The following is a 24,873-nucleotide window of genomic DNA, read 5'->3' as shown; positions in this document are numbered from 1 at the left end:
GCGATGCAGACATTGCACAGCTGCTGACCTTCCTGCGCAGCGCCTGGAAAAACAAAGCCGATAAAGTCACTGCTGCTGATATACAGCAGGTGCGTAAGGCTAATACGGGTCGTCAGAAGCCATTCACGGCACCGGAATTGTCGAATTGATAGTTTGTTGGAAATAAAAGTCTTATATTTGCCGGATTACAATTAATTATTAATTGAATCCGGCAACTACCATATTACTCTTTCAAAACACAGCCCTTGCGTTCAAACGCACTTGCGGGTTCCTGTTGCCGTTCTTATCCTGTCCTAAAGACTTCAACACTTAATCCCGGGCAACTTTTAGTTTATAAAGCGTTGTACCCGGGGGGATGACTACCTATGTAGTTTTATTCCGTTAGTATTTTCCAAAACAATCTTATAAAAACAGTTTTATGAATCATCGGATAGCACGATGGGCAGTTTATTTTTTATGCCTGTTGCTGGATGCGAGTGTCGCTGCAAGCCTTTATCGTGGATATTTAACAGGATGGTTTCTGTTGCCGGTGGCAGTGGGAATTACCTTGCTGACATTGTACGACCGGCTGCAAGGAAAACATGCTTTGTTGCGCAACTACCCATTGCTGGGACGTTTGCGTTACCTGTTGGAGCAGATCAGGCCGGAAATGCGCCAGTACTTTTTTGAATCAGATACAGATGGAAGACCGTTTAGCCGTCGTCAGCGTGCGGTGGTGTATCAGCGCGCCAAAGATGTGAAACAAACCGTTGCTTTCGGCGCATTGGATAACATGTATGAGCCGGGCTACGAATGGGCCGCCCATACAGCGTTTCCAACCAAAGTAAAAGCGGAAGACCTAAGAGTCAACATCGGCAATGCACAATGTGATCATCCTTATAGTGCCAGTTTACTCAATGTGAGCGCCATGAGTTATGGCGCCTTGAGTAAAACGGCCATTGCTTCCCTGAACGGAGGCGCCCAGATAGGCGGTTTTGCCCATAATACCGGCGAAGGAGGGATTAGTCCTTACCATTTGCAGCATGGGGGCGACCTGATCTGGCAGATAGGTACCGGTTATTTTGGTTGTCGTGATGAAAAAGGTAATTTTTCTCCGGAAACATTTACCACTGCGGCCGCTGCGCCGTCTGTGAAAATGATTGAGCTGAAACTGAGTCAGGGTGCCAAACCCGGTAAGGGTGGGGTGTTGCCTGCTGCTAAAAATACACCTGAAATTGCGGCCATCCGTAATGTAAAAGCGGGTGTTAGTGTATTATCGCCCGCCGCGCATACGGCCTTCACCAATGAATATGAAATGCTGGCTTTTATACAGCAGCTGCGTCAGCTTTCCGGCGGCAAGCCAGTCGGGTTTAAGCTGTGCATAGGCCGTGCTGATGAGTTTGAGCGTATTTGCATGGCCATGGTAAACACAGGTATTTATCCTGACTTTATCACAGTAGACGGTGCAGAAGGTGGTACTGGTGCGGCGCCGCTGGAATTTACCGACTCCATCGGGATGCCTTTGTATGATGCACTGGCGCTGGTGATCAACCTGCTGCGGCATTACAAGCTGAAACAGCATGTCCGCATTATGGCCAGTGGTAAAGTTATTACCGGCTTTGACATCATGAAGGTATTGGCCATGGGGGCAGACGCCTGTTATAGTGCCCGTGGCATGATGCTGGCTTTAGGCTGTATCCAGGCATTGCAATGCGATAGCGGCAGCTGCCCGGTAGGTGTGGCTACCCAGGAGCCTACGCTTTACCAGGGCGTGAATGTGGCCGATAAACGGGTACGCGTGGCTAACTACCATCGTAACACCATTGCAGCACTGGCAGAGCTGATGGGCGCCTGCGGCTTTGCTTCGGCAGAGAAGGTGAGTCCTGCCGCTTTATACAGAAGAGTAACCAGAACGGATATACGATCTTACGAAGAAATATATGCACCGAAACAGCCATTAGCTGTTAGCTATCAGCTATTAGAAGCGAAGAGCTAAGGCTTTGCCGAAGCTGCTGTTAGCTATTAGAAGCCAACAGCTTTATCCATTTATAAAAACGTTCATCATGAAAAAGAAACAGATTATTGTGTCCCTACATGATTACGAAATCCTTAAAACCCTGTGCTACGAAGCACCTGCTACCGACAAGCTGAAAGAAGAGCTGGAGCGGGCAGTGGTTAAAAAGGGTAAGGTACCTGACGACGTAGTACAGGTAAATTCAACGTTGCAGTTCAGAGATGAGCGTAGCGGCACCGTACGGAGTGTACAGCTGGTATTACCGGCGATGAGCAATTTACAGGAAGGTAAATTATCGATTCTGTCGCCCATAGGCACTGCCTTATTAGGTTACCGTACCGGCGATGTGATTGACTGGGAAGTCCCTGCCGGAAAAACGCAGCTGCGTGTTTTGAGCGTGGGGCCAGCGATCGTTGGTGAGCAGAAGGCGTAAAGCATAAAGCAAAAAGCTATTGAAGCGAATGAACAGGGCGAAAAATATTACTCGCTTAGTTCATTCGCTTCAATAGCTTTTTGCTTTATGCTTTATGCCTTCTGCTTTCCTATTGGTACGCTATCTTATCGCCGTAAGCGATGTGATACTTATCGCAGAATCCTCCGTTTACCTCCAGCACATATTTCGCTTTCTTGTAGGAAGGTAAGCTCTCTTCCGACAGCGGGGTAGCATATTTCTGAACGGACACTATTTCCATGTTATCATCAATGTAGATAATATCCAGGGAGATGTAGGTGTTTTTCATCCAGAAGGCGCGTTCTTCCATATCCGGAAAAATAAAGAGCATGCCCTGTTCATCTGTCATTGATTTACGATACATGAGTCCATCACTACGTTGTTCGTCTGTTTGGGCCAGTTGTATATCAATTTTACGCAGGGTATCGGCACCGGATTTTGACAGAAAAGCCAGGGTGCCCTGCTTTTTAAAAGCGGTGCCATTGGACGTTTCTGTCGCTGCTTCTGTGGTGGTTACCGTGCTGGTATCCACCGCATTGCTGTTATTGTTGCCTGTATTCTGGTGACAGCCGGCTGCATATAAACTGGCGATCAGTACACATTTCAGGTGTAGTTGCATAAGATAGAAGTACTATTTGGTCAGTAATTCTTCATCAGAAAAAACTACTTCAGTGTAATCTTTTATTTCGTTGTAAACGGTATCTCTTTCTACAGGTCTTCTGCCGGCTTGTTTAATGAGCATGGCCAGCTGGGCGGTGTTCATAGATGGATTTTGTTCTTCGGAACCAGCCATAGAATATATCTTGGTGGTATCGTCGATAGTGCCATCCAGGTCATTTACACCGAAAGAGAGGGTCAGTTGTGCGGTATTTCTTCCCAGCATAGGCCAGTAGGCTTTCAGGTGGGGGAAGTTGTCCATGTATAAACGGGCAATCGCGTACAGTCTGAGGTCTTCCACGATGGAGCTTTCTGCAATATCAGACATATCATTGCCTTTATTGCGGAACTTCAGTGGAATGAAAGTATTGAAGCCACCGGTTTCATCCTGCAGGGAGCGTAAGCGTTCCATGTGATCGATGCGGTCTGCAAAGGATTCCACGTGGCCGTACAACATTGTTGCGTTGGTGTGCATACCACGGAGGTGAGCTGCTTTGTGAATGGCCAGCCATCCGTCGGCATCTACTTTATCGTGGCATATTTTAGCACGTACTTCCGGTGCGAAGATTTCTGCGCCGCCGCCAGGCATAGATTGCAGGCCGGCTTCATTGAGAATGCGCATGCCTTCGTCTACACTTACTTTAGCTTTGCGGAACATATAATCCAATTCCACGGCAGTAAAGCCTTTGATGTGCAGGTCCGGACGATGGGCCCTGATTTGTTTGATCAGTTCCACGAAAAAGTCCAGCTGCATTTTAGGATGTACGCCGCCTACTATATGTACTTCGGTAACGGGTTGGTTATCGTATTTTTTAACGATGTCCATCATCTGATCTATACTCAGTTCCCATCCATCTTCCCTGTTTTTATACAGACGGGAATAGGAGCAGAAGTGGCAGGTAAAGACGCAAACGTTGGTAGGTTCTATGTGAAAGTTACGGTTGAAGTAAGTCTTGTCACCGTGCATTCGCTCCCGCACATGATTGGCTAAAGCTCCCAAAAGGCCGATATCGCCTTTCTCAAATAAGATTAGCCCCTCGTCGGGTGTAATTCTTTCCTGTTGAAGGATCTTTTCTGCAATGCGCTTCAATTCTGCATCTAAGTTGGCTTGCTGAAGAAGCATTTGAACAGCCGGAATATCTTGTCTCATCGTCATCTTACTTTCATTAATTTAATGGTGTTGGCCCTGTTCCTGTAAATTAATTTTACAAAATAAACACCATTTGGCTCATTTACCAAATTAAAGGTAAGCCGGTTGCCTGCACTCATTTCTGCTGCTGCCCGGCTCATCAGGAACTGCCCCGCTGCGTTGTAAACAGATACCTGCAACAGGTCTTCCGGTACCTGGTAAAATGTTACCCAGAAAACACCGGTGGTGGGGTTAGGGTTGACTAAAACGCCCTTTTCCCGCAGCAGCGGGTTGACATCTTTCGTGACAATATTTATATTATCTATATAGATATTATTCTCTGAATTTGAGACATTTCTGAATGCTACCTGAAATTTTCCTTGATGTGAAATAGCGGTCAGATCCACCGAATCCCGGCGCCATTCACTGGCCAGCGGAACGAATTCTGTCTGGATAGGTTTAGCACGGGTAATCAGGTTAGGTCCCCATTTGGAGTAGAGCATGGTGCCGGTTTGCCGGCAGTCAGTAGTGACCAGCACCTGCAAGGTATCCCAGGAAATGCCGGTAGTAGCCGGGTCGGAATATACAGCAGCAGCCACATCGAAAAACAGGAATACCGAATCATGTCCCTGCGGATCAATGACCGGTGTAATGAGGTCATCGGTCTGGTCGTTGGTATTATAGCCCAGGTTCCGGATCAGGGCGGAAGCATTACTGCCTTTACCTACATCGCGGGAACGCTCCCAGGTAAAGCTGTGGTCGGGATTATAGAGGTCCCAGCCCGGAGGCGGAAAGCTGTCGTCTTCAAAGCCCTGTGCAAATGGAAGTGTCGCTTCTGCCTCATAACGGAAACGGATATTCGCTGTATCGTTGGATACATTGGCATCCGGTTGTCCGTTAGGAGATTGCGTATAGGCATTCAGGTTATAGCTGTTAATGGTCACATCAGTACCCGGCAGGGTCACATTGGTTTGTTGCAAACTAGCCAGGTTGCCGGTCCATTTATAGGACGTGAGTGGCCCGCTGTTCAACTGGTACCAGATGGTTACTGCTGTCAGCGCATTGCTGCCGCGATTGCGCAGCACTACTACCGGCGTAATATGGTTGTCGCATATTTTACCGGAGGGACTGCTGATGCCTGCCACCGATGCGTCGTTATTGACCAGCAATGGCGGTACGCAGCCATCAGAGGTCATCAGACTGGGAACGATGTTTTCCAGTACAAAACGCATCCGGTCTGTTTGTCCGGCGGTAAAAAGGTGCATGCAGGCATCATCGGTATAATCCATGTAGTTCATGAACATAATGCCCGGGCTGTTGCTGCTGCAGTTATCCAGTTTAGGAAACGTAGGGCATCCGTAAGTATTATCCCCTTGTAGCGGCGTATCGGTGATCCCATCATCTACACTACAGCTGCCGTTATCATCTCCCCAAATATGTTTTAAACCAAAATAATGGCCTATTTCATGGGTGGCTGTTCTCCCAAGGTTATACACGCCGCTCACGCTGCCAGTGGTGCCAAAGGCAGTGTATTGCACTACTACGCCTTCCTGTTCCTGCGGATAGCCGGTACCGGGAGGAGCGGCTACGCCCAGGTAATTACCGGAAAGACGGGTTACCCATATATTCAGGTATTTGGACGGGTCCCATGCAGGAGAGCCACCAGTGGAAGTATACTTTGCATCGGCAGCGCCGTTGTTGATAGAGAAACTTTGTCGCGGTGCCGTTTTCACTTTCACCATACCATTGGAGGGTTCATCTTCCGGTGTTCGTTGGGCGAGACAGAAATAGATCTTTGCATTCCCGATCAATGGCTTCCACACGGCAGGTACCTGAGACACGTCAGGATTGCCACTGTTATAGTCGCGGTTCAACACATCCAGTTGTGACTGCACCTGTGCCTCCGTGACGAGGGTGGTATCATCCAGCACTACATGCACGACTACGGGAATGGTCACAATTTCCGGAGTGGCTTCCGGGCGTGCACGAAGGCGTTGCCGGCTTTGTCCCTGCACCATCAATGTTTCATTTTTCTGAAGGAGTTCCTGGAGGCGGGGGATTTCTTTTACCCGTTGTTGTAAGGCTTCGGCTGTACCGCATTTACGCTGTGCCACAGCAGTAGCGCAGGAAAAAAAGGTAAGAAGGATAATAAAGTTATGACGCAAAAAAGTAGATTTTGCAAATGAAGATACGCGAATTTTGTCTTACTCAGGATTATACTGATTTAGATGATTTACAGGATTTTTTTAGGTTTAAAAAATTAGCGAAGATTAATACTGTTGGTTGTTGATCTTCGCTAATCTTTTTAAAATCTTACTAATCCATAAAAAAATCCTGTAAATCATCTAAATCAGTATAATCCTGAGTAAGACAAAAAAAGCGCTCCGGAATAAACCGGAACGCTCCTAAACTCAGTTTTTATAAAAATTACATATTGGCCTGTATTTTTTTATCCAGTACGGATTTAGGCACGGCGCCTACTTGTTTGTCAACTACCTGGCCACCTTTCACGAAAAGGATAGCCGGGATGCTGGTGATACCGTAATTTACAGACAGTTGTGGATTCTGATCCACGTTAACCTTTCCGATATTTACTTTACCTGCGTAATCTTTAGACAATTCTTCAATTACCGGACCGATAGCGCGACAAGGGCCACACCATTCTGCCCAGAAGTCAATAACAGTTAATTTATCGGAATTCAGAACTTCCGTTTCAAAGTTCGCGTCAGTGATTTCTAAAGCCATATTCTGTGATTTAAAATGTTTTATTTAACGATTGTTTTGATTTTCTGATTCGTGTTATCTTATGATCAAATCTTGATCCGAGTGCAAATTACTGCATTTTTGGCATCCTACTTATTGATAATCTCGATATAGACATCAATATCCGGCTGTTTATGCAGGAAGCCCGCCAACTCGTCATTCATCTCAATATTACGGTTGAAAGTATGCAATTTTGCCTGTGTCTGGTCATCCCGGTCAGTCAGGTGTACGTGCAGGACGCTATTGCCCGGGAAGCGGTTTACATTGTCTACCAGGAAATCAACGGTTTGTTTGTTGATACACTTGGGCATTGTATTGAGATATACCTGTTTGGTATGTGTTTTCTTTACCTCCTGCAGCAGTTGGATCCCGCTTACTTTAAACTCATATTCGTTGTCATTGAAACGTTTAGACTTGAAGCCTCCATTGATAAACAGGCAAAGTCCCGGTTTCAGGTAGGGGGCAAAGCGGATAAAGTCTTCGCTCCACAGGGCGAATTCAAATTTGCCGGTGTAATCTTCGATGGTCATGACCCCAAACTGCCGGTTGTTGCGGGAAATTCTCTCCTGGGCATTGGTGATATACACTGCCAGTCTGAAATTGCGTTCCCTGGAGCGGCCTCCGCTGCCTCCGGGCTGGGCTATTTCTGTTTGGTATTCTACCAGCTCCTGTACGGAGTTCATGTGGTAGTGTTTCATTTCGAAGCGATAATCATCGAGTGGATGTCCGGAGATGTAGATCCCGGTGATATCTCTTTCGTTGTTCAGCTTCATGATCAGTGGCCATTGATCGCAGGGTGGAATCTTGGGTGGTTCCACGTCCGGCATATCATCGGCGCCAAAGAGGCTGCCCATATTGGAGGAGCCGGCAGTTACCTGCTGACCGAATTTCACAATTTTATCGAGGCCGGTGAGGGCTTCCCCTTCCGGTTTGTGGAAGTATTGTGCCCGGTGCAGTTCCGGGAAGCTGTCGAAAGCCCCGGACATCACCATGGCTTCCAGTGACTTTTTATTAACAGCGCGTTGGTTTACGCGTTTGATAAAGTCGAAGATATTTTTGAAAGGGCCCTCTTTTCTCCGCTCTTCCAGCAGGTTTTCGATAGCGGCCTCACCCACACCTTTCAGTCCTCCAAGTCCGAAGCGGACCTGGCCTTGCTTGTTCACCGCAAAACCTTTGAAAGATTCATTCACATCGGGCGGCAATACATCGATGCCCATGCGTTTGGATTCTTCCATGAAGAAGGTGATCTTTTCAATATTGCTGGCGCAGTTCAGTACAGCAGCCATATATTCAGAAGGGTAGTGGGCTTTCAGGTAAGCGGTCTGGTAGGCTACGAAAGCATAACAGGTAGAGTGGGATTTATTGAAGGCGTAGGAGGCGAAGGCTTCCCAGTCGGTCCATACTTTTTCGCATACTTTAGGATCGTGGCCATTTTTGGCGCAGCCTTCCATGAATTGCGCCTTCATCTTATTCAGTACCGCGATCTGTTTTTTACCCATGGCTTTACGGAGTACATCCGCATCACCTTTGGAGAAGCCTGCCAGTTTCTGGCTCAGCAACATCACCTGTTCCTGGTATACCGTGATCCCATAGGTATCGTTGAGGTATTCCTCCATTTCGGCGATATCGTATTGTACCGGCTCCAGTCCGTGTTTACGACGGATAAAGGACGGGATATACTCCAGTGGTCCCGGGCGGTACAAGGCGTTCATCGCAATGAGGTCATCGAACCTATCCGGTTTCAGTTCGCGCAGGTACTTCTGCATACCAGGCGACTCGAACTGGAACGTGGCGTTGGTTTCCCCTTTCTGGTACAGGTCATATGTTTTGGCATCGTCCAGCGGAATATTATCTATTTCGATGGTGATGCCATGGTTCTGGCGGATGAGTTCCAGCGCACCTTTGATGATGGTCAGGGTTTTCAGCCCCAAAAAGTCCATCTTGATAACACCGGCGGACTCGATGATGCTTCCTTCAAACTGTGTTACCAGCAGGTCGGAGTCTTTCGCGGTAGATACGGGAATGAGATCGTACAGGTCCTGCGGGGCAATGATGATGCCTGCCGCGTGGATACCGGTGTTCCGCACGGAGCCTTCGAGTACACAGGCTTCGCGGAGTACTTCCCCCTGCAGGTCATCTCCTTTGATGAGTTCCCGCAGTTTTTTTACGTTTTCAATGTCTTCACCAGCGAGACCTTCTTTATCGGCCAGGCTTTTTTCTCCTTCGAGTGGTGCGTTGAAGATACGGTCCAGCTGAATACCGGGCTTGTCTGGTACCATCTTGGCCAGGATATTGGATTCCACGAGTGGAAGGTCCATTACGCGGGCCACGTCCTTGATACTCATCTTGGCTGCCATGGTACCATAGGTGATGATTTGCGCCACCTGGTTACGGCCGTATTTCTGTACTACGTAGTCAATTACTTTCTGACGGCCTTCATCATCGAAGTCCGTATCAATATCGGGCATGCTCTTACGTTCCGGATTCAGGAAACGCTCAAACAGCAGGTTATATTTAATGGGATCTATATTGGTAATACCGATACAGTAGGCCACTGCCGAGCCGGCAGCGGAACCACGTCCGGGGCCTATGAATACGCCCAGTTCACGTCCGGCCTTGATGAAGTCGGCCACAATGAGGAAGTAACCGGCAAAACCCATGTTTTCGATTACCTGTAATTCAAAGTTGATACGTTCTTCAATATCGGCGGTCATTTCCTGGTACCGGTTGCGGGCACCTTCGTAGGTGATGTGGCGCAGGTACTGGTCCTGGGTGATGAATTCTCTTGGGATCGGGAAGTTGGGCAGGAGGATATCTCTTTTGAGATCCAGCAGCTGCACTTTATCTACAATTTCGTTGGTATTGTCAATGGCCTGCGGAAGATCATGAAACAATTTGGTCATTTCTTCCGTCGTCTTGAAATAGAACTGGTCGTTATAAAAAGCGAAGCGCCTGTTCTTTGGACCGGCGGAGTCATCGTCCGAAAAATCTTTATTGGTAGGCGTGCTTTTCTTTTCGCCGGTGTTGATACAAAGCAGGATATCGTGTGCGTTGGCATCTGCCTGATCTACGTAGTGGGAATCGTTGGAGGCGATTACTTTTACATTGTATTTCTCCGCAAAGCGCAGTAATACTACATTTACCTGTTCCTGCTCCGGAATACCGTGGCGTTGCAGTTCTACATAAAAATCTTCTCCAAAAATATCCAGCCACCAGCGGAATTCTTTCTCTCCTTCTTCTTCTCCTTTGCGGAGGATGATGCGGGGAACAGAAGCACCGAGGCAGCAGGTAGTAGCAATCAGTCCCTTGTGATATTGCAGTACCAGTTCCTTATCGATACGTGGATATTTACCATAGAGGCCTTCCATATATCCGAGGGAACAGAGTTTGATGAGATTGCGATAACCTTCATCGTCTTTGGCCAGTAATACCTGGTGATAACGTACATCTTTTTCTTCCCTTGTAAACGCACGTTTATGGCGGTTTTCCACCACGTAAAATTCGCAGCCTACAATGGGTTTTACTTTTAGTCTTTTATCTTTCGGATCGCCTGGATTTAACTTATTATTATAAGCTTCCGCCACAAACTGAAATGCGCCAAACATATTACCATGGTCTGTAATCGCCAATGCAGGCTGATTGGAAGACATCGCCTTTTTATACAGCGATTTGATGTCGGCGGCACCATCCAGTAATGAGTATTGCGTATGTACGTGTAAGTGGGAAAAGTTCATCTGCTAATCTATTTCGTCAAACGACAAAAGTAAAGATCATTTTCGGATTTTGGAATTTAGAGTTTGAAGGAGGGGGAGGGGAGCGCCTTCGGCGCTTGTCTTTGTCCAGGATTTGGATGATTATGATGATTTTTTGATTTTATTTTTTTTTACAGATGCTTGTCTCTTTTGTGAACCTATTTATATAAATGATAAAGATATTTATCAGAAAAGGATAAAATCAGTACAATCATCATAATCATCCAAATCCTGAACAAAGACAGGCGCCGAAGGCGCCCACCTCCGCTTCTCGCAATATTGTAATTCGTAATTACCTATATATTTGTATTTTAGCGAAAATTTAGCCAGACGATTATGATCAGAGTAAAGGGACATCTATTTGTGAAGTTATCGATTTGTGCATTGTCACTTAGTTCCTGCGCATCACTTAAGAAAAGTACCAACAGTAAAAAATCCACCACAACAGCTGCCACCGCTAACAACAGACCTATTGAATTTATAGATGGCATTGCCACTAATCGTCGTTCGGGCAGCAGTAGTAATTATAACAATAAAGATGTCAGCATCAGCAGAAACATTACCAGGGGCAGTGCCAACCTGGAAAATGCACAGAGCTGGCAATTTAAATATGCACAGTTACTGGATGTTCCTGTGGAAGATGTATTGAATCAGAAGTTGTACAGTTTTATTGAAGAATGGTGGGGCACTCCTTATCGTTTGGGAGGGAAAACCAGGTCCGGCATTGATTGTTCCGGGTTTGTAAATACGTTGATGAATGCGGTGTTTCAGCTGGGGCTCTCCGGCAATTCCACCGATCTTTATACACAGGTGAAAAGATTACCTGTACGTGATTTGCATGAAGGTGACCTGGTGTTTTTCAGGATTCACAAGAAGCGGATTTCTCATGTGGGCATCTACCTGGAGAACGATAAATTTGTACATGCATCTACCAGCGCAGGCGTAATGATCAGTGATCTGAAAGAGCCTTACTGGAAGCGATATTTTGCAGGCGGAGGAAGATTGTAACCCTTTCTACACATTTGTTTTATTGTTAATTTTATACGATTTTTACTTTTTAACCTTAACCATCTGCCCTGCGCAGGACTTTTTCATATCATGGAATTCGCTCCTATCGTATTATTCGTATACAACCGGCCTGATTTGACGCTCAACACCTTGCAGCATCTGAGCAGGAATGAGGAAGCGAAAGAAAGCACCTTGTATGTGTATTGTGATGGCGCCAAAGCAGGTGCTTCTCCGGAACAGCTGCAGCTGGTAAAACAGGTGCGGGAAGTGGTGCATAGTCAGCAATGGTGCGGTAAGGTAGTGATCCTGGAAGCAGAGAAAAACAAGGGATTGGCTACATCTGTGATTGATGGGGTAACGGAAGTTATTGGTAAGCATGGTAAAATTATTGTTTTGGAAGATGACCTTACCGTGTCGCCCTTCTTCCTGAAATATATGAACGATGCGCTCACTAAATATGCGGACGACAAAAGGTTGTTAGCGGTGCATGGCTATCTGTATCCGTTTAAGATGCCGGCAGATTATACCGCGGCTACGTTCCTGGTGCATGATCCGGGCAGTCTCGGATGGGGTACCTGGAGTAGGGCCTGGAATAAATTTGAGCCGGATACGGATAAAGTGATGGAGCTGATAAAACTGAAAGGGTTGAAACGGGCATTTGATTTCTGGGGAGCTTATCCTTTTTTCAGAATGCTGCATCAGCATAAGAATGGGAAAGTAAGCTCCTGGGCGATCCGCTGGAGGGCTACTGCCTATCTGTACGACATGCTTACGTTGTACCCCGTAAAATCGCTTGTCAGACACGATGGTAACGTAGCAGCTGCTACGCATCATTATAATGAAATAGATTGGTTATATACAGAGATATATCAGGCACCTGTGCCGGTAGGAGATATCCCGGTAGAGAATAACCTGCTCATGGAAAAAGTGTTTGCCAGGTTCCTGCGGGATAATGCCGGCATGACTATTTCCGCAAAGATTAAAAACAGGCTTACACAATACTGGAGAAAAATAACTGGCCATGCTTAAAGTAATTCGGAACATATTCAGAAAAGTAAAGCGGGACGTGATTTCGCCGGTATCCTGGGATAATTTGAGAAAGCTGCAACCGGTGTCTCCTTCTTTTGGATGGAACAGGGGCACACCAGTAGACCGTCATTACATCGCTGCCTTTCTGGATGCATACCGGGCAGATATTCATGGTCATGTACTGGAAATAGCAGAGAGCAGTTATTCAAAGCAATTTGGAGCGCAGGTCAGTCATTTTGAAGTGCTGCATGTACAGGCAGGCGCGCACGTCACTATCATTGGTGACCTGACGGATAAGACTTCCTTGCCTGCGGATAAAATTGACTGCTTCATATGTACGCAGACCTTTAACTTCATTTACGATTTTAAAACCGCTATTGAAGGGGCGCATCACCTGTTAAAGCCGGGTGGTGTATTGCTGGCTACACTGGCCGGCGCCACCCAGATATCGGCTTATGATCAGCAGCGCTGGGGCGACTATTGGCGCTTTACCGCGCAATCGGCGGCCAAAGTATTTGGTGAAATTTTTGGGGAAGCAAATATTGAGATCATTTCTTACGGTAATGTACTCACCTGCACTGCTATTCTACAGGGGATTTCAGCGGAGGAATTATTACCGGAAGAATTAAATTATCAGGATCCGGTCTATCCGATTATCATTGCTGTGAGGGCCGTAAAGGCGTAACACGATAAAATGTAGCACTATCTGATGGGAAACGTGAGTCAAAAAGTATTTTCAGTCATGCACTATGTGGCTAACAAAGTGCAGCGTCCGGCGGTCGTTTTATTGTATCACCGCGTGACCACCCTGCAGCAGGACCCACAGGAACTGTCTGTTACCCCCGCCAATTTCAATGCACAGCTCACCCATCTGGCATCCGACTACCATGTATTGGATGCTGATCGTTTTTTATATCATGTAAAAAATAAAAAGCCTTTCCCGGAAAGGTCCGTGTTTATAACGTTTGACGATGGCTATGCGGATAATTATCACGAGGCATTACCGTTGTTAACCAAACATGAGGTACCTGCCTTGTTTTATATTACCACATCGAAGATTAATACGAACTACGAGTTATGGTGGGATGACCTGGAACGCATACTGCTGACCGATGGGAATCTGCCACCTGAATTACATATTACGATCAATGGTCAGTCCTGGCAATATGCTACGGGAACGCTCACGGCTATACGGCAAACGTATTATGCCCTGCAGCAGGTGCTGCGTTTTTGCAAGCCGGCCATGATTGAATCGGCGATGGAACAATTATATGAGTGGTCCGGCAAAGATGCCAACGGACGGGCTTCGCACCGGCTTATGACCTGGGAGGAAGTAAAGGCCATGGGTGGCGCCAACTATGCTACGATTGGTTGTCATACCCACCGGCATCCTGCCGTAGGCATGCTGAGCTATGAAGAGCAGTATACCGAAATAGGGATGTCTAAAGAAATACTGGAAGGGGCGTTGGGTACGCCGCAGGAACATTTTTCCTATCCTTTTGGTGGCCGGAAATTTTTGGGTAGCAAACGCTATTACAACGCAGACAGTATAAAAGCCTGTAAGGCACTGGGTTTACAGCTGGTAACAGCCAATTACTACGGGCAGGTACATACCTGGAGCAATCCGTATGCATTGCCGCGTATCCTGGTGCGTGACTGGCCTATCGACGTGTTTCGTCGGCATATGCAACAGTTCTTTAAATACTAGCGGGTGAGAATACTTTTTATCAATAAATATGAGAACAGCGGTGGTGCTGCTATTGCGGCACAACGAATAGCGGCAGGGCTCTCGCAGTATTATCATACGCAGAATCATTTTGTGGTGGGTACCCATGAGGCATCGGCAGATGTAACGGTGACCCGGCCCGGTATGGTGCGCAACGTGATAGAAAGAGGGCTGAATGTACTCAGCAACAGGATTGGATTACAATACCTCTATTTTCCCTTTTCTTCTCCGGCGATTATGCGTGCGGCGCATGCGTTTAAACCGGATGTGATCAGTTTACATAATATTCACGGTGGCTATTTTGACACCACGTTATTACCGCGTTTATCTGTGGTAGCGCCCATTGTATGGACGCTGCATGATATGTGGGCATTGACCGGTAATGCGGCTCATACTTTTGGCGATACGGCCTGGAAATCGGGCAGGGCAGGCAAATCGGAGCATAAGCATGCCCCCTCTATGGGATTGCCTACCGGTAATTACCTGATGCGCAGAAAGCAACGGCTATACGCTGCCAGTGATCTGCATATTGTATCGCCTTCTGAATGGTTATATGATATGACCATGGAAAGTCCGCTTACGAGGGAAGAGCCGCTGTATCATATTCCCAATCCCATTGACACAGCGTACTTCCAGCCACAGGATAAAGCCTTGTCCAGACAGGCATTGGGGTTACCTGCCGATGCGCCCGTGATTAGCTTCGTGTCTGAACGCCTGTTTAACAGTGAGTTTAAGGGCGGCGCTTCACTACTGCGTATTTTGCACCTGCTGGATGAACAGCTGGACCGCAAAGTATATTTGCTTATGATAGGCAAGGATCGTTTACCGGGCACTTTTAAACACCTGGAATGCGTGTATACTGGTTATGTAAAGGATACGCAAAAAATGATACAGTGCTATAGCGCAAGCGATGTTTTCGTTTATCCCACCAAAGCAGATAACCTGCCTAATGTGTTAATAGAAGCCGGCAGCTGCGAAACGGTTTGTATTACTTTTGATGTAGGCGGTTGCAGGGAAATAGTAAAGGATGGGGAAACAGGTTATGTAATTGCACCGGGACAGGAAGAACAATTTGCCGCGCAAACTTTGTCTTTGCTGAACGATCCGGCCACCTGCCGGCAGTTTGGTAAACAGGCCAGAACCTATGTGGAGCAGCATTTTGGCATGAAGGTGGTGGCAGCACAGTATTATGAGTTGTTTCAATCCGTGATAAAGGAACCACTATAATTATTTACATGAACAGACCAGCGAACCCGGTATTGAGCATTATTACCGTATGTTTTAATGCGGAAAAATTCATCGAAAGCACCATTCAAAGTGTGCTGTCGCAAACGTATCCGCAGATTGAATACATTATTGTGGATGGCGCGTCCAAAGACAATACCATGGGTGTGATTGAAAAATACCGTTCCCGTATTGCTACCATTGTTTCTGAAAAAGACAAGGGCCTGTATGATGCCATGAATAAAGGCATGCAGCTGGCTACAGGCGATTACCTGTTGTTTCTGAATGCCGATGATGTACTGGCAGATGCCGATGTAGTCCGTAAAATGTTTGCTACCTGCGCCGACGCAGATGTATATTACGGAGAGGCTATGTTCATGGATGAAAACGGGGTGGATGTTGGGTTGCGATCAACGCAAACGCCGCACCAGGTGCCGGATCAGCTCACCTGGAAAAGTCTGAAACATGGCATGGTGGTGTCGCATCAGGCATATGTGATCCGACGCAGTTTAAGCCCGTTGTATGATTTACAATATAAAGTTTGTGCAGATATAGACTGGATGATCCGCACGTTGAAAGCGTCCCGGAACATTTGTCATACACACGAGGTAGTGGCGCGATTCAGGGTGGGCGGCACTTCCAAGCAGCATCAGCAGCTCGCCTGGAAGGAGCGATATAAGATATTGAGCCGATACTATGGGCATATTCCTAATTTTGCGCATCATTTGTTTATTGGGTTGCGGTATATTTTTGCCAAGAAGTATTAGTTAAGCATAAAGCATAAAGCAGAAAGCATAAAGCAAAAAGCTATTAAAGCGAATGACCGAAGCGACTAATTGGTTTAGTATTGCTTCGGTCATTCGCTTTAATAGCTTTTTGCTTTATGCTTTCTGCTTTATGCTCCTGAAAAGCTCCCATCCAAAGATGGAGGCCACCAGCAGGAGTAACAGGATCGAAGAAATGTTGGAGATTTTCAGACCAGTGAATATTTTGGTTGGTTCGAACCGCATTTCAATTTTATGATCGCCTGCAGGAATTTTCATACCCCGTAATGCATAGTCGGTGCGGATGATATCGGTGGGCTTGCCATCGATGAATGCTTTCCAGCCAGCAGGGTAGTATATTTCAGAGAACACACCAAAACCATCCTGTGGATTATGCGAAACATATTCCAGTTTATTAAGGCCGTACTTGGAGAGCATGATGGAAGCGGTGCTATCTGCGCCGGGTTTCAAGTTTCCCAGTTGTGATGCAAAGCGTTTGTCGATAACAGCAGAGTCGCGGGAGTTCAGATAGTCCAGCGTTTTCATTTCTGTATTGGCATCGGGCGCCCAGATGATATCTTTTACAAACCATGCGTTACCATAAGCGCCGGGGTTGCGTTGTGCTACCGGTTGTCCGCTTTTTTGATCAGGTACAATAAAATACTTCGTGTTGAGCATGTTCAGCACGCGCATATTTTGTTTGGAGATCTGATGGGTGATGAGATCCTGGTATATCCACAGTTTCGCCGGGCTATAGCCGCCGATGTTTTTGTGAAAATAGGAAGGAGCAGCATCGTCGAACGGAGCGGTAGTAAGATTGAATACGCGGTAGTATGGATCCGGGTCCTGCTTGATCTGCTGATCTGCTGCGGATGGCTGCATTACCTGCATATAGGTCATATCATCTACGAAGCTGTCGTTATTCAGGTAATTTTTATCTACCTGTAACAGGTCAATGGCAACAGCAGCTGTAATGATCAGCGCGGCGGTTTGCCATTTTATTTTTGTTTGCAGGAAAGCCCAGATGGCGCCTGCTGCGATGAGAATGAATATGGCAGAACGGAAGGCATCTTTGATGAGCAGGCTGCTGCGATCTTTTTCCAGTGCACGGATCAGGAGTTTACCATTTTCTTCGCCTCCCATCATTTGGCCGAAGTATTGGAGCATGCTGGCATCGCTGGCGCTGCTGAAGCCGGTGAAGAAGTAGCTGATCAACACAAAGCCCAGGAGTATTCCGCCGGTAATCAGTAAAGCTTCTTTCAGTTTTTTCAGCAATACGTCTTTGGTCAGTTTGCCGGCCGCTACTTCCTGTAAGCCCCAGCATCCCAGTACCACAAAGGTAAGGGAAGGCAGGACCAGCGCCTGCGCTGGTGCACGGAATTTATTGTAGAGTGGAAGATGATAGAACAGGAAGTCGTTGATGAATGCCATGTTTTTACCCCATGCCAGAATAAAGCCGATCACGGTAACGGCAACGAGCCACCATTTATGCCAGCTCTTTACTAACAGTAACGACAATACGAAAAGGAAGCAGATGATAGCCCCAACATATACAGGACCGGAGGTACCTTTTGATTGTGCACCATAGTAAACCGGTAGTTTCTGTTGTTCCAGGAACTGGTCTACCTGGGCGGCTGGTACACCCAGACTTATCATCTGTTGGGCGAAATTAGAGCTGCTGCCCAGTTTCTGGGCAGAGGAATTGCCTACATAACCAGGGATGAGCAAGGTGCCTGATTCTGCTTTACCATAGCTCCAGTCGTATGCATAATCAATATCCAGACCGGTAGATTTCTTTTGCGCTACATCGCCCTGGTCGAGGGTCAGTTCTGATTTGCTGCCGCGCATGGTATACTCGGCATACTCATGGAGCATCAGGAGGCTGTCCATAGACGTAAGGATAGCCAGTGTACCGGCGATGGCCAGCAGACCGGATGCTTTAAAAAATGTGGGCAGTTGCTTCTCCCTATAGGCATGAATAAAGGCGCCTATAGCGAGACAGGCCACCATGATCAGTGTATAGTAGATGATCTGCAGGTGATTATTGTAGATGAGCATACCGGTAGCGAGGGCCGTTAATGCCGCGCCGGTGAGCAGTTTGCCTCTGTAGGTGAGGATGATACCTGCCAGTACCGCAGGCATCAGGGCAATGTCGAACATTTTGGTGATGTGACCTACGTCGATGATGATCACGTTATAGGAGCAAAATGCAAAGGCAATGGCACCCATGACGCGGATCCAGTATTTAAAGTCCAGTATGCATAAGAGCAGATACATGCTCATCATGGCAAGGAACAGCATATTAATAGGGAACGGCGTTTTCAGCGTGAGCACCGAGTTCATGTACGCTATTCTATTAGTACCAGGACCGGTATAAATCACATAAGAGGGCATGCCTGAGAACATGCTGTTGGTCCATAGAGGGCGTTCACCGGTTGCTTCATAATAGTCCTTTGCCTCTTTCGCCATTCCCTCCACATTCTTCATGTCGGCCTGGTTTACAACTTTGCCTTCCAGGACGGGAGAACAATACACCACTGTCAGCAAGAGGAAGATACCTATTGCTGCAAGATGCGGAAGAATGGCTTTTAGCCAGTTTTGCTTCATCGGATATTTTGGATTTAGTTTTAAAGAAACAAAAATAACTGTAATTTATCCGAAATTTCAATAATGCGCTGGATCCGGTTCCTTTTAAAATTTGCTTTTATATGCAATTTGTGCTTTTTAGTCAGTGAAATCCTGCGTGTTACCGTATATGATCATGCGTTAGATACCATCGTGAATCACGTGCTGGTATTGGGTGTGGGGATAGCGTTCCCGTTGAATGGGCTGGTATGTGTGCTGACAGGATTGCTGTTGTTGTTAAAAAAAATACAATGGAAGGCATTGCCGCCATGGTTATATTTGCTCAACGTAGCCATTTTTATATTTCAACTTATAGTTAATTATTAAATGATCAGGAATCTGTTAAACGACAAGCCCACTAAACTGTTTGTGATATTCACCAGTTTTTTTGTGGCCAACGCGCTCATCGCGGAATGTATTGGCGGTAAACTGTTTTCGCTGGAGCAATTATTTGGCGGCACGCCTCATAAATTCACGATGTTTGGAGAAAGCGGTTTATCCTATACTTTAACGGCGGGGGTATTATTATGGCCATTGGAATTTGTGATGACAGATATTGTGAATGAATATTTTGGGCCTAAGGCGGTGCGCCGTATTTCCTACATCGCCGTAGCATTGATTTCCTACGCTTTCATTATGTTCCTGGTGGCTATGAGTGTGCCGGCAGACAGCTGGTGGATAGGTAGTAAGGCGGCGGATGGTGTACCGAATATGCAGACCGCTTTCAGCAGTATTTTCGGACAAGGCATGTGGATTATCCTGGGTAGTCTAACGGCTTTCCTGGTGAGCCAGATCGTGGATGTGACGGTGTTTCACCGCATTAAACGGCAAACGGGCGACAAGCACGTGTGGCTCAGAGCTACCGGGTCTACCGTTGTATCGCAGCTGGTAGATAGTTTCATTGTATTATTTATTGCGTTTAAGCTGGGGAATAACTGGAGCTGGCAGCGGGTACTGGCCATTTGCATGGTTAACTACAGCTATAAATTTGTGTTGGCAGTAGCACTTACGCCGTTGATCTATTTACTGGAGCACCGGATAGAAAAGTACCTGGGACATGATCTGGCGAAGAAAATGAAGCTGGCGGCCATGGGGAAAGAACAGCCGTTGGTGGAGGAGAAGGCTTAAAGCAGCAAGCAAAAAGCTATTGAGGCGAATGGTCTAAGCGGATATTATTCTTTGCTTGGTCATTCGCCTCAATAGCTTTTTGCTTGCTGCTTTCAGCTTTTTGATCCCCTAATATTTTTCTTTAACAAGATCCGCTACTACTTTATCAATCGGTAAAGTAACGGCTGCTGCGGAAAACTCATTCCAGTCTATCCAGCGGGCGCGTTCTACTTCTTCCACACCTTCCGGTACGGTAAAATCAAAAGGCACGGTGCTTACATTCGCGGTAAAGGGCGAGGTAGGCGTTACCAGGTAATAGATGGAGATGATTTGGGTTTCATTGTCGAATGCAGAAATCTGGAAGAAGTCTGTAGTGTAGATATGTTCCACTACTTTCACATCCTGCCCCAGTTCTTCCTGCCATTCTCTTACAATACATTCGAGGGTACCTTCTCCAAATTCCAGGCCGCCGCCGGGGAATTTGGTATAGTAACCTCCACGGATATATTCATCGCTGACCAGCACCTGTTGGTGATCGTTGATCATGATGCCGTATACTCTTACGTTAAATCCTGTTTGCATAGTGAAGTATAGATGAGGGTTAGAACCATTTCTTCTTCATAAAATACCAGCTGATCACTACAGAAATAGCGATAGAAAGAATGACCGGTATATAAAAAGCGTGCATGGTATGCTGATAGGGAATGTCTACGTTCATGCCATAGATACTGGCCACCAGCATAGGAAATGTAAGGATAATGGTGATAGAGGTTAGTCGTTTCATCACCACATTCAGGTTATTGGAAATGATGCTGGCAAAGGCATCCATGGTACTACTGAGAATGTTGGTATATACGTTGGCCATTTCCAGCGCCTGTGAAGTATCTACAATCAGATCCTGCAGGAATTCCTTTTCATCCTCGTTGAGGCCCAGGAAATTAGTACGTTCCAGTTTCATCAGCAGGAGTTCGTTGCTGCGCAGGGCAGTGACGAAGTACACCAGGCTTTTCTGGATCCGCATAATACCGAGTAGCTCTTCGTTCCGGTTGGAGTCGTAGAGTTTAGCTTCCAGCATATTTCTGCGCTGGTTAATTTCCTTCAGGTAATCGAGGAAGTTGATCACTACTTTCTCAAATATTTTGAGCACCATCATATTCCTTTTCTCCAGGGAGCGGTTATGAAAGGTGTTCAGGAATTTTTTGATGGCGGTGTTATCGAAAGAATTGACCGTGATGATCTGATGGTGCGTCAGAATAATCACAATCGGAATGGTGATATAGAAGGCTTCACTTTCGTTGATCGAATAATTTTCGGTCGGCGTTTTCAGTACAATGAGTTTCACATTGTCTTCCAGCTCAAACCTTGATTTTTCGTCAATATCGAGGGAATCCGTGAGGAAGTCGAGGGGAATATCCAGCTCCTCGGATAACTGTTCAAACTCGGCCTGTTTAAGGGGCGGGGTAATATTTACCCAGACGCCGTTTTCAGGTTGTTTTATTTCTACAGTTTTGGAATCTATATTTGTGAAATACTGGATCATCGGGCGCAAAGGTAGTTAAAATGTTGAATCCTGTTTCCATTTGGCGTAATATTGCACATTCCGGAATAGTTAAATTTATTTATATATAAATGGGAGTTATAAAACAACAGAGTATAAACTCGACATTACTGATTTACATTGGTTTTGCGATAGGAGGTATTAATATTGTTTTCTTATTTCCCCATATATTCAGCAAGGAGCAGTTTGGGCTGACACGTATGTTACCTGAACTTGCCATGATCCTGGTGCCTGTTTGTACCCTGAGTGCCGTGCCTACTATCAGCCGGTTTTTCCCCTATTATTCGAGTCATCTGAAGGATAAAGATAACGATATGTTAACCTGGGCGCTGCTGGCGACGGTGGTGGGGTTTGGATTATTTGTGGTGGGGACCTTTTTTTTCAAGGGCATGATCATCGCGGCGTACATAGAGAAGTCGCCTTTGTTTATCACTTATTTCTACCTGTTATATCCCAACGTTTTTTTACTTGCGCTATTTGCTGTTTTTGAGAGTTACAGTGGTTCCAGGCATTTGTCGGTGTTTCCGAATTTCCTGAAGGAGCTGGTCCTGCGTTTACTCACTGCCGTATTGATTGCGGCCTACTACTTCAGATGGATTGATCTGAATACGTTCTTCTGGTTGTTTTCGCTGTTATATGGTGTATTGCTGCTGGCATTAATGATATATCTGCATCAGCATCACTTTCTGCATTTCACTTTCAAGGTAAGTAAGGTAACGCGCAGATTGTCCGGGCGGATGGCTACATATTCATTTTCGTTGCTGGGAGCGATCTTATTTTCGTTGCTGGCGAAAAATATTGCGCCACTGATTCTGGCCAGTACCACGGGACTGGAAGATGTGGCCTATCTCATCATTGTGACATATGTATCGACGCTGATCCTGATTCCGCAGCGTAGTATTTCCGCTATCGGTTTGCCGGTATTGGCGCAGGCATGGAAGGAGCGGGATATGAAGAAGATAGACGAGGTGTATACGAAGTCGTCGTTGCTGCAGTTGATTTATGGATTGTTTATTTTTCTCATTATCTGGCTGAATATTGATAGTTTTTTCCAGTTGTTACCAGAGGGGTACAGTCGGGGTAAGTATGTGCTGTTCTACATTTGTATAGCCAGGATCATTGATATGGGAACGGGGTTGAACAGCCAGGTGTTGGCTACGTCCCGTCTTTGGCGTTATGATTTGTACAGCTCTATCGTATTGCTGGCGTTGTCTTTCCCGCTGAATTTTTTCCTGATTCGTGATTTTGGTATGGACGGCTCTGGATATGCCGAGTTGCTTTCCATATTTGTGTTTAACCTGATCCGGTATGTGTTTATCTGGGTGAAATTTGGCTTACAGCCTTTTACTGTGAATACGTTGAAAGCAATAGGTGTGGCGCTGGCGGCTTATTTGGGTACGATATGGATCCCGTTTATAGTACATCCGATTATTGATATTGCGATTAAAGGGGCGTTGTTTACCCTGATATTTGCGTCGCTGATATTGGCGCTGAAGGTGTCTGATGATATTAACAGTACGGTGTATAGTACGATTAATAAGTTGAGGGGAAGAAAGTAGGTTGGCAGGAGCAGCAGTGGTATCACATCTTGTGATACCACACCAAAAATAAACACTTTAATTCAACACCTGTTTCAGTGATTCGAGTTTCTCGTCCTCGTTAAAGAGTCTGTTTACGATATCAATATTTTTATCGATGGCGCCCTGATCCAGCGGTGCTTTAAACTCCTTAAAATCCATTTCTCCAATTTTCGCGGAGTCGAACACGGCGATATCATTGGTGTGCAGTAACTGGTACAGGGTACTTCTGCCATGAATGAACACTTTCTTGCCTCTGTACAGTAATGCCAGTACGTTTCCGGCGGCCTGGGAGCGATAATGGAACATTACTGACACATCTACCTGGGCGAGCATTTTATAGTATTCATCGCGCTGCATGAAAGTACGTAGTGCCATTACTTTATCGGCGCCAAAGATGCGGATGGCTTCTTTTTCCACGAGGTCAGCATACTTATCGTTGCCATAGTTCAGGGGGATAACCAGTTTGATGGGCTGGTTTTTGTAGGCAGACAAGGCTTGCAGTGCTTCAAGGTGGTTATTGGTGATGGTATCTGAATTGCCCAGCAGGATAGTGGTAATGCTGTTGTCTTTGGGCGCATTCATGAGTGCCTGTTCGGCAGCGTCCGGCTTTTGGCCTACGTCGTAGTAGAAATATTTATGTTCCGCCGGAGTGGTGTAGTGATTCAACAACCATTGGTAATCGATGTGGCTCCAGTGGAGGAAGAGGTTTAACCTTTTAAAAAAGCGTTCCCGGGTGCGGGCAATTTCGCGATCTGGTCCTTTGTAATTAAAAAAGCGTTGGGCGAAGGACGTTAGTACCCTTTTGGGCCGCATGGGATTGAACTTCAGTTTGGGGCGTTCCTCATTTTTTTCAAAGTATTCCAGGCTCAGGGGGCCGTAAATCGTTTTCTTGAAGCGGAAGGCGGGGATTTCGACCACATCGCCGCCCCAGAAGAACATGCCCGTGGTAACGTTGGGAGGGAGGCTTAGCACGGCTTTTACGGCCAGATCGGAGGCCCAGTGAACAAATACCCTGTCTTTGTCCGTTACCTTCTTTAAAATAGCTGCAAACGCCGGCGTATAAAAGGGTACGAAAGTTACCAGGTCGGACTTTACAAATTTTGCTTTGTTTTTCCAGTTATCAATGAGGTAGACATTTTTCCCGGGTGCTACTTTTTCTGCATCGTGAATAAAGCCATTGATAAACTTGTCGTCGACCATTAAATGATAATTCATGCAATCCTGTTTATGCTGCTATTGGATAGGTGTGAGAGCCAGCTGTTTTTGCCGGAGGTTCCGGCAAAAACAGCTGAATGCGGGTATCATTATTTAACGGAAATATTTCCTTCAAATACCAATGTAGCGGGGCCGCAGAGCCATATTTCGCTGAAGGTGCGTTCGCTTGTTTTGGTAAAACGTACTTCGAGTTGTCCGCCCAAAGTTTGCACGGGTACTACATATTCTTTTTCTTCTTTGCCTGCAAACGTAAGAGCAGCGGCGGTTACGCCGGTGCCGCAGGAATAGGTTT

The 24,873-nt window shown here is 46.4% G+C and carries 20 protein-coding genes and 1 pseudogene; 11 read left to right on the top strand and 10 right to left on the bottom strand.

Going from position 1 to position 24,873, the window contains the following annotated elements; all coding sequences use genetic code 11:
* The first annotated feature begins 418 nt into the window (after positions 1-418).
* Positions 419-1,975, top strand: a complete 1,557-nt coding sequence (locus tag VIP81_RS13915; protein ID WP_331961570.1) for an FMN-binding glutamate synthase family protein — start codon at positions 419-421, stop codon at positions 1,973-1,975.
* A gap of 67 nt (positions 1,976-2,042) precedes the next feature.
* Positions 2,043-2,426 carry a GreA/GreB family elongation factor gene (locus tag VIP81_RS13910; protein ID WP_331961567.1) on the top strand — a complete coding sequence of 128 codons (384 nt, stop codon included), beginning with the start codon at positions 2,043-2,045 and terminating at the stop codon, positions 2,424-2,426.
* A 109-nt stretch (positions 2,427-2,535) separates the two neighbouring features.
* Here VIP81_RS13910 and VIP81_RS13905 read toward each other — a convergent pair whose 3' ends face one another.
* The 5 genes from VIP81_RS13905 to dnaE form a co-directional block, all read right to left on the bottom strand.
* Positions 2,536-3,063 carry a DUF192 domain-containing protein gene (locus tag VIP81_RS13905; RefSeq protein WP_331961564.1) on the bottom strand — a complete coding sequence of 176 codons (528 nt, stop codon included), beginning with the start codon at positions 3,061-3,063 and terminating at the stop codon, positions 2,536-2,538.
* A gap of 12 nt (positions 3,064-3,075) precedes the next feature.
* Positions 3,076-4,257, bottom strand: coding sequence for an aminofutalosine synthase MqnE (mqnE, locus tag VIP81_RS13900; protein WP_331961561.1), 1,182 nt, complete (start codon positions 4,255-4,257; stop codon positions 3,076-3,078).
* Positions 4,254-6,395 (bottom strand): M43 family zinc metalloprotease, encoded by a 2,142-nt coding sequence (locus tag VIP81_RS13895; protein ID WP_331961558.1) that lies wholly within the window; start codon positions 6,393-6,395, stop codon positions 4,254-4,256. Before VIP81_RS13895 ends, mqnE begins: the two co-directional genes overlap by 4 nt.
* A gap of 262 nt (positions 6,396-6,657) precedes the next feature.
* Positions 6,658-6,975, bottom strand: a complete 318-nt coding sequence (gene trxA, locus VIP81_RS13890; RefSeq protein ID WP_079472839.1) for a thioredoxin — start codon at positions 6,973-6,975, stop codon at positions 6,658-6,660.
* Positions 6,976-7,082: 107 nt separating this feature from the next.
* Positions 7,083-10,727: a DNA polymerase III subunit alpha gene (gene dnaE, locus VIP81_RS13885; RefSeq protein WP_331961551.1), complete on the bottom strand. Its 3,645-nt coding sequence runs from the start codon at positions 10,725-10,727 to the stop codon at positions 7,083-7,085.
* Positions 10,728-11,081: 354 nt separating this feature from the next.
* Between dnaE and VIP81_RS13880 the strand changes: the two genes are divergently transcribed.
* The 6 genes from VIP81_RS13880 to VIP81_RS13855 all read left to right on the top strand — a co-directional run bounded on the left by VIP81_RS13880 (position 11,082) and on the right by VIP81_RS13855 (position 16,499).
* Complete coding sequence (locus VIP81_RS13880) at positions 11,082-11,753, top strand: C40 family peptidase (protein WP_331961548.1); 672 nt, start codon at positions 11,082-11,084, stop codon at positions 11,751-11,753.
* 90 nt (positions 11,754-11,843) lie between these two features.
* On the top strand, positions 11,844-12,782 hold the full coding sequence (locus VIP81_RS13875; RefSeq protein WP_331961545.1) for a hypothetical protein: 939 nt from the start codon (positions 11,844-11,846) through the stop codon (positions 12,780-12,782).
* Entirely contained in the window at positions 12,775-13,467 is a 693-nt protein-coding gene (locus VIP81_RS13870; protein ID WP_331961541.1) for a methyltransferase domain-containing protein, read from the top strand. The genes VIP81_RS13875 and VIP81_RS13870 overlap by 8 nt, the downstream gene beginning before the upstream one ends.
* Before the next feature lie 24 nt (positions 13,468-13,491).
* Positions 13,492-14,490, top strand: a complete 999-nt coding sequence (locus VIP81_RS13865) for a polysaccharide deacetylase family protein (RefSeq protein WP_331961538.1) — start codon at positions 13,492-13,494, stop codon at positions 14,488-14,490.
* 3 nt (positions 14,491-14,493) lie between these two features.
* Positions 14,494-15,735, top strand: coding sequence for a glycosyltransferase (locus VIP81_RS13860; RefSeq protein ID WP_331961535.1), 1,242 nt, complete (start codon positions 14,494-14,496; stop codon positions 15,733-15,735).
* Positions 15,736-15,743: 8 nt separating this feature from the next.
* The gene (locus tag VIP81_RS13855; RefSeq protein ID WP_331961532.1) at positions 15,744-16,499 is read left to right on the top strand and encodes a glycosyltransferase family 2 protein; all 756 of its coding nucleotides are present in this window, start codon (positions 15,744-15,746) and stop codon (positions 16,497-16,499) included.
* Between the two features lie 114 nt (positions 16,500-16,613).
* Here VIP81_RS13855 and VIP81_RS13850 read toward each other — a convergent pair whose 3' ends face one another.
* Positions 16,614-19,103: a YfhO family protein gene (locus VIP81_RS13850; protein ID WP_331961529.1), complete on the bottom strand. Its 2,490-nt coding sequence runs from the start codon at positions 19,101-19,103 to the stop codon at positions 16,614-16,616.
* A 108-nt stretch (positions 19,104-19,211) separates the two neighbouring features.
* Between VIP81_RS13850 and VIP81_RS13845 the strand changes: the two genes are divergently transcribed.
* Both VIP81_RS13845 and VIP81_RS13840 read left to right on the top strand, forming a co-directional pair.
* A complete protein-coding gene (locus VIP81_RS13845; RefSeq protein WP_331961526.1) occupies positions 19,212-19,448 on the top strand; it encodes a hypothetical protein in 237 nt (78 codons plus the stop codon).
* Complete coding sequence (locus VIP81_RS13840; protein ID WP_331961523.1) at positions 19,449-20,249, top strand: queuosine precursor transporter; 801 nt, start codon at positions 19,449-19,451, stop codon at positions 20,247-20,249.
* 108 nt (positions 20,250-20,357) lie between these two features.
* Here the strand turns inward: VIP81_RS13840 and VIP81_RS13835 are convergent, their stop codons facing one another.
* On the bottom strand, positions 20,358-20,810 hold the full coding sequence (locus tag VIP81_RS13835) for an NUDIX domain-containing protein (RefSeq protein WP_331961520.1): 453 nt from the start codon (positions 20,808-20,810) through the stop codon (positions 20,358-20,360).
* Positions 20,811-20,829: 19 nt separating this feature from the next.
* Complete coding sequence (locus VIP81_RS13830; protein ID WP_331961517.1) at positions 20,830-21,768, bottom strand: magnesium transporter CorA family protein; 939 nt, start codon at positions 21,766-21,768, stop codon at positions 20,830-20,832.
* Between the two features lie 218 nt (positions 21,769-21,986).
* Between VIP81_RS13830 and VIP81_RS13825 the strand changes: the two genes are divergently transcribed.
* The gene (locus VIP81_RS13825; RefSeq protein ID WP_331961514.1) at positions 21,987-23,345 is read left to right on the top strand and encodes a hypothetical protein; all 1,359 of its coding nucleotides are present in this window, start codon (positions 21,987-21,989) and stop codon (positions 23,343-23,345) included.
* 57 nt (positions 23,346-23,402) lie between these two features.
* Here the strand turns inward: VIP81_RS13825 and VIP81_RS13820 are convergent, their stop codons facing one another.
* On the bottom strand, positions 23,403-24,581 hold the full coding sequence (locus tag VIP81_RS13820) for a TDP-N-acetylfucosamine:lipid II N-acetylfucosaminyltransferase (protein WP_331961511.1): 1,179 nt from the start codon (positions 24,579-24,581) through the stop codon (positions 23,403-23,405).
* Between the two features lie 89 nt (positions 24,582-24,670).
* A pseudogene (locus VIP81_RS13815) lies at positions 24,671-24,873 on the bottom strand (diaminopimelate epimerase); the annotation flags it as partial.

It is taken from the genome of Chitinophaga sp. (assembly GCF_036566945.1).
In the GTDB taxonomy this organism is placed as follows: Bacteria; Bacteroidota; Bacteroidia; order Chitinophagales; family Chitinophagaceae; genus Chitinophaga.
The sequence above is the reverse complement of the archived record's forward strand: the minus strand, read 5'-3'. Positions and strand labels throughout refer to the sequence as shown.

Excerpts from the sequence above, each read along its gene's own strand:
- VIP81_RS13905 (WP_331961564.1), bottom strand. The coding sequence starts at position 3,063 with ATGCAACTACACCTGAAATGTGTACTGATCGCCAGTTTATATGCAGCC.
- VIP81_RS13915 (WP_331961570.1), top strand. The coding sequence starts at position 419 with ATGAATCATCGGATAGCACGATGGGCAGTTTATTTTTTATGCCTGTTG.
- mqnE (WP_331961561.1), bottom strand. The coding sequence starts at position 4,257 with ATGACGATGAGACAAGATATTCCGGCTGTTCAAATGCTTCTTCAGCAA.
- VIP81_RS13910 (WP_331961567.1), top strand. The coding sequence starts at position 2,043 with ATGAAAAAGAAACAGATTATTGTGTCCCTACATGATTACGAAATCCTT.
- dnaE (WP_331961551.1), bottom strand. The coding sequence starts at position 10,727 with ATGAACTTTTCCCACTTACACGTACATACGCAATACTCATTACTGGAT.
- VIP81_RS13825 (WP_331961514.1), top strand. The coding sequence starts at position 21,987 with ATGTTACCTGAACTTGCCATGATCCTGGTGCCTGTTTGTACCCTGAGT.
- trxA (WP_079472839.1), bottom strand. The coding sequence starts at position 6,975 with ATGGCTTTAGAAATCACTGACGCGAACTTTGAAACGGAAGTTCTGAAT.
- VIP81_RS13880 (WP_331961548.1), top strand. The coding sequence starts at position 11,082 with ATGATCAGAGTAAAGGGACATCTATTTGTGAAGTTATCGATTTGTGCA.
- VIP81_RS13835 (WP_331961520.1), bottom strand. The coding sequence starts at position 20,810 with ATGCAAACAGGATTTAACGTAAGAGTATACGGCATCATGATCAACGAT.
- VIP81_RS13875 (WP_331961545.1), top strand. The coding sequence starts at position 11,844 with ATGGAATTCGCTCCTATCGTATTATTCGTATACAACCGGCCTGATTTG.
- VIP81_RS13820 (WP_331961511.1), bottom strand. The coding sequence starts at position 24,581 with ATGAATTATCATTTAATGGTCGACGACAAGTTTATCAATGGCTTTATT.
- VIP81_RS13855 (WP_331961532.1), top strand. The coding sequence starts at position 15,744 with ATGAACAGACCAGCGAACCCGGTATTGAGCATTATTACCGTATGTTTT.
- VIP81_RS13830 (WP_331961517.1), bottom strand. The coding sequence starts at position 21,768 with ATGATCCAGTATTTCACAAATATAGATTCCAAAACTGTAGAAATAAAA.
- VIP81_RS13850 (WP_331961529.1), bottom strand. The coding sequence starts at position 19,103 with ATGAAGCAAAACTGGCTAAAAGCCATTCTTCCGCATCTTGCAGCAATA.
- VIP81_RS13865 (WP_331961538.1), top strand. The coding sequence starts at position 13,492 with ATGGGAAACGTGAGTCAAAAAGTATTTTCAGTCATGCACTATGTGGCT.
- VIP81_RS13840 (WP_331961523.1), top strand. The coding sequence starts at position 19,449 with ATGATCAGGAATCTGTTAAACGACAAGCCCACTAAACTGTTTGTGATA.
- VIP81_RS13870 (WP_331961541.1), top strand. The coding sequence starts at position 12,775 with ATGCTTAAAGTAATTCGGAACATATTCAGAAAAGTAAAGCGGGACGTG.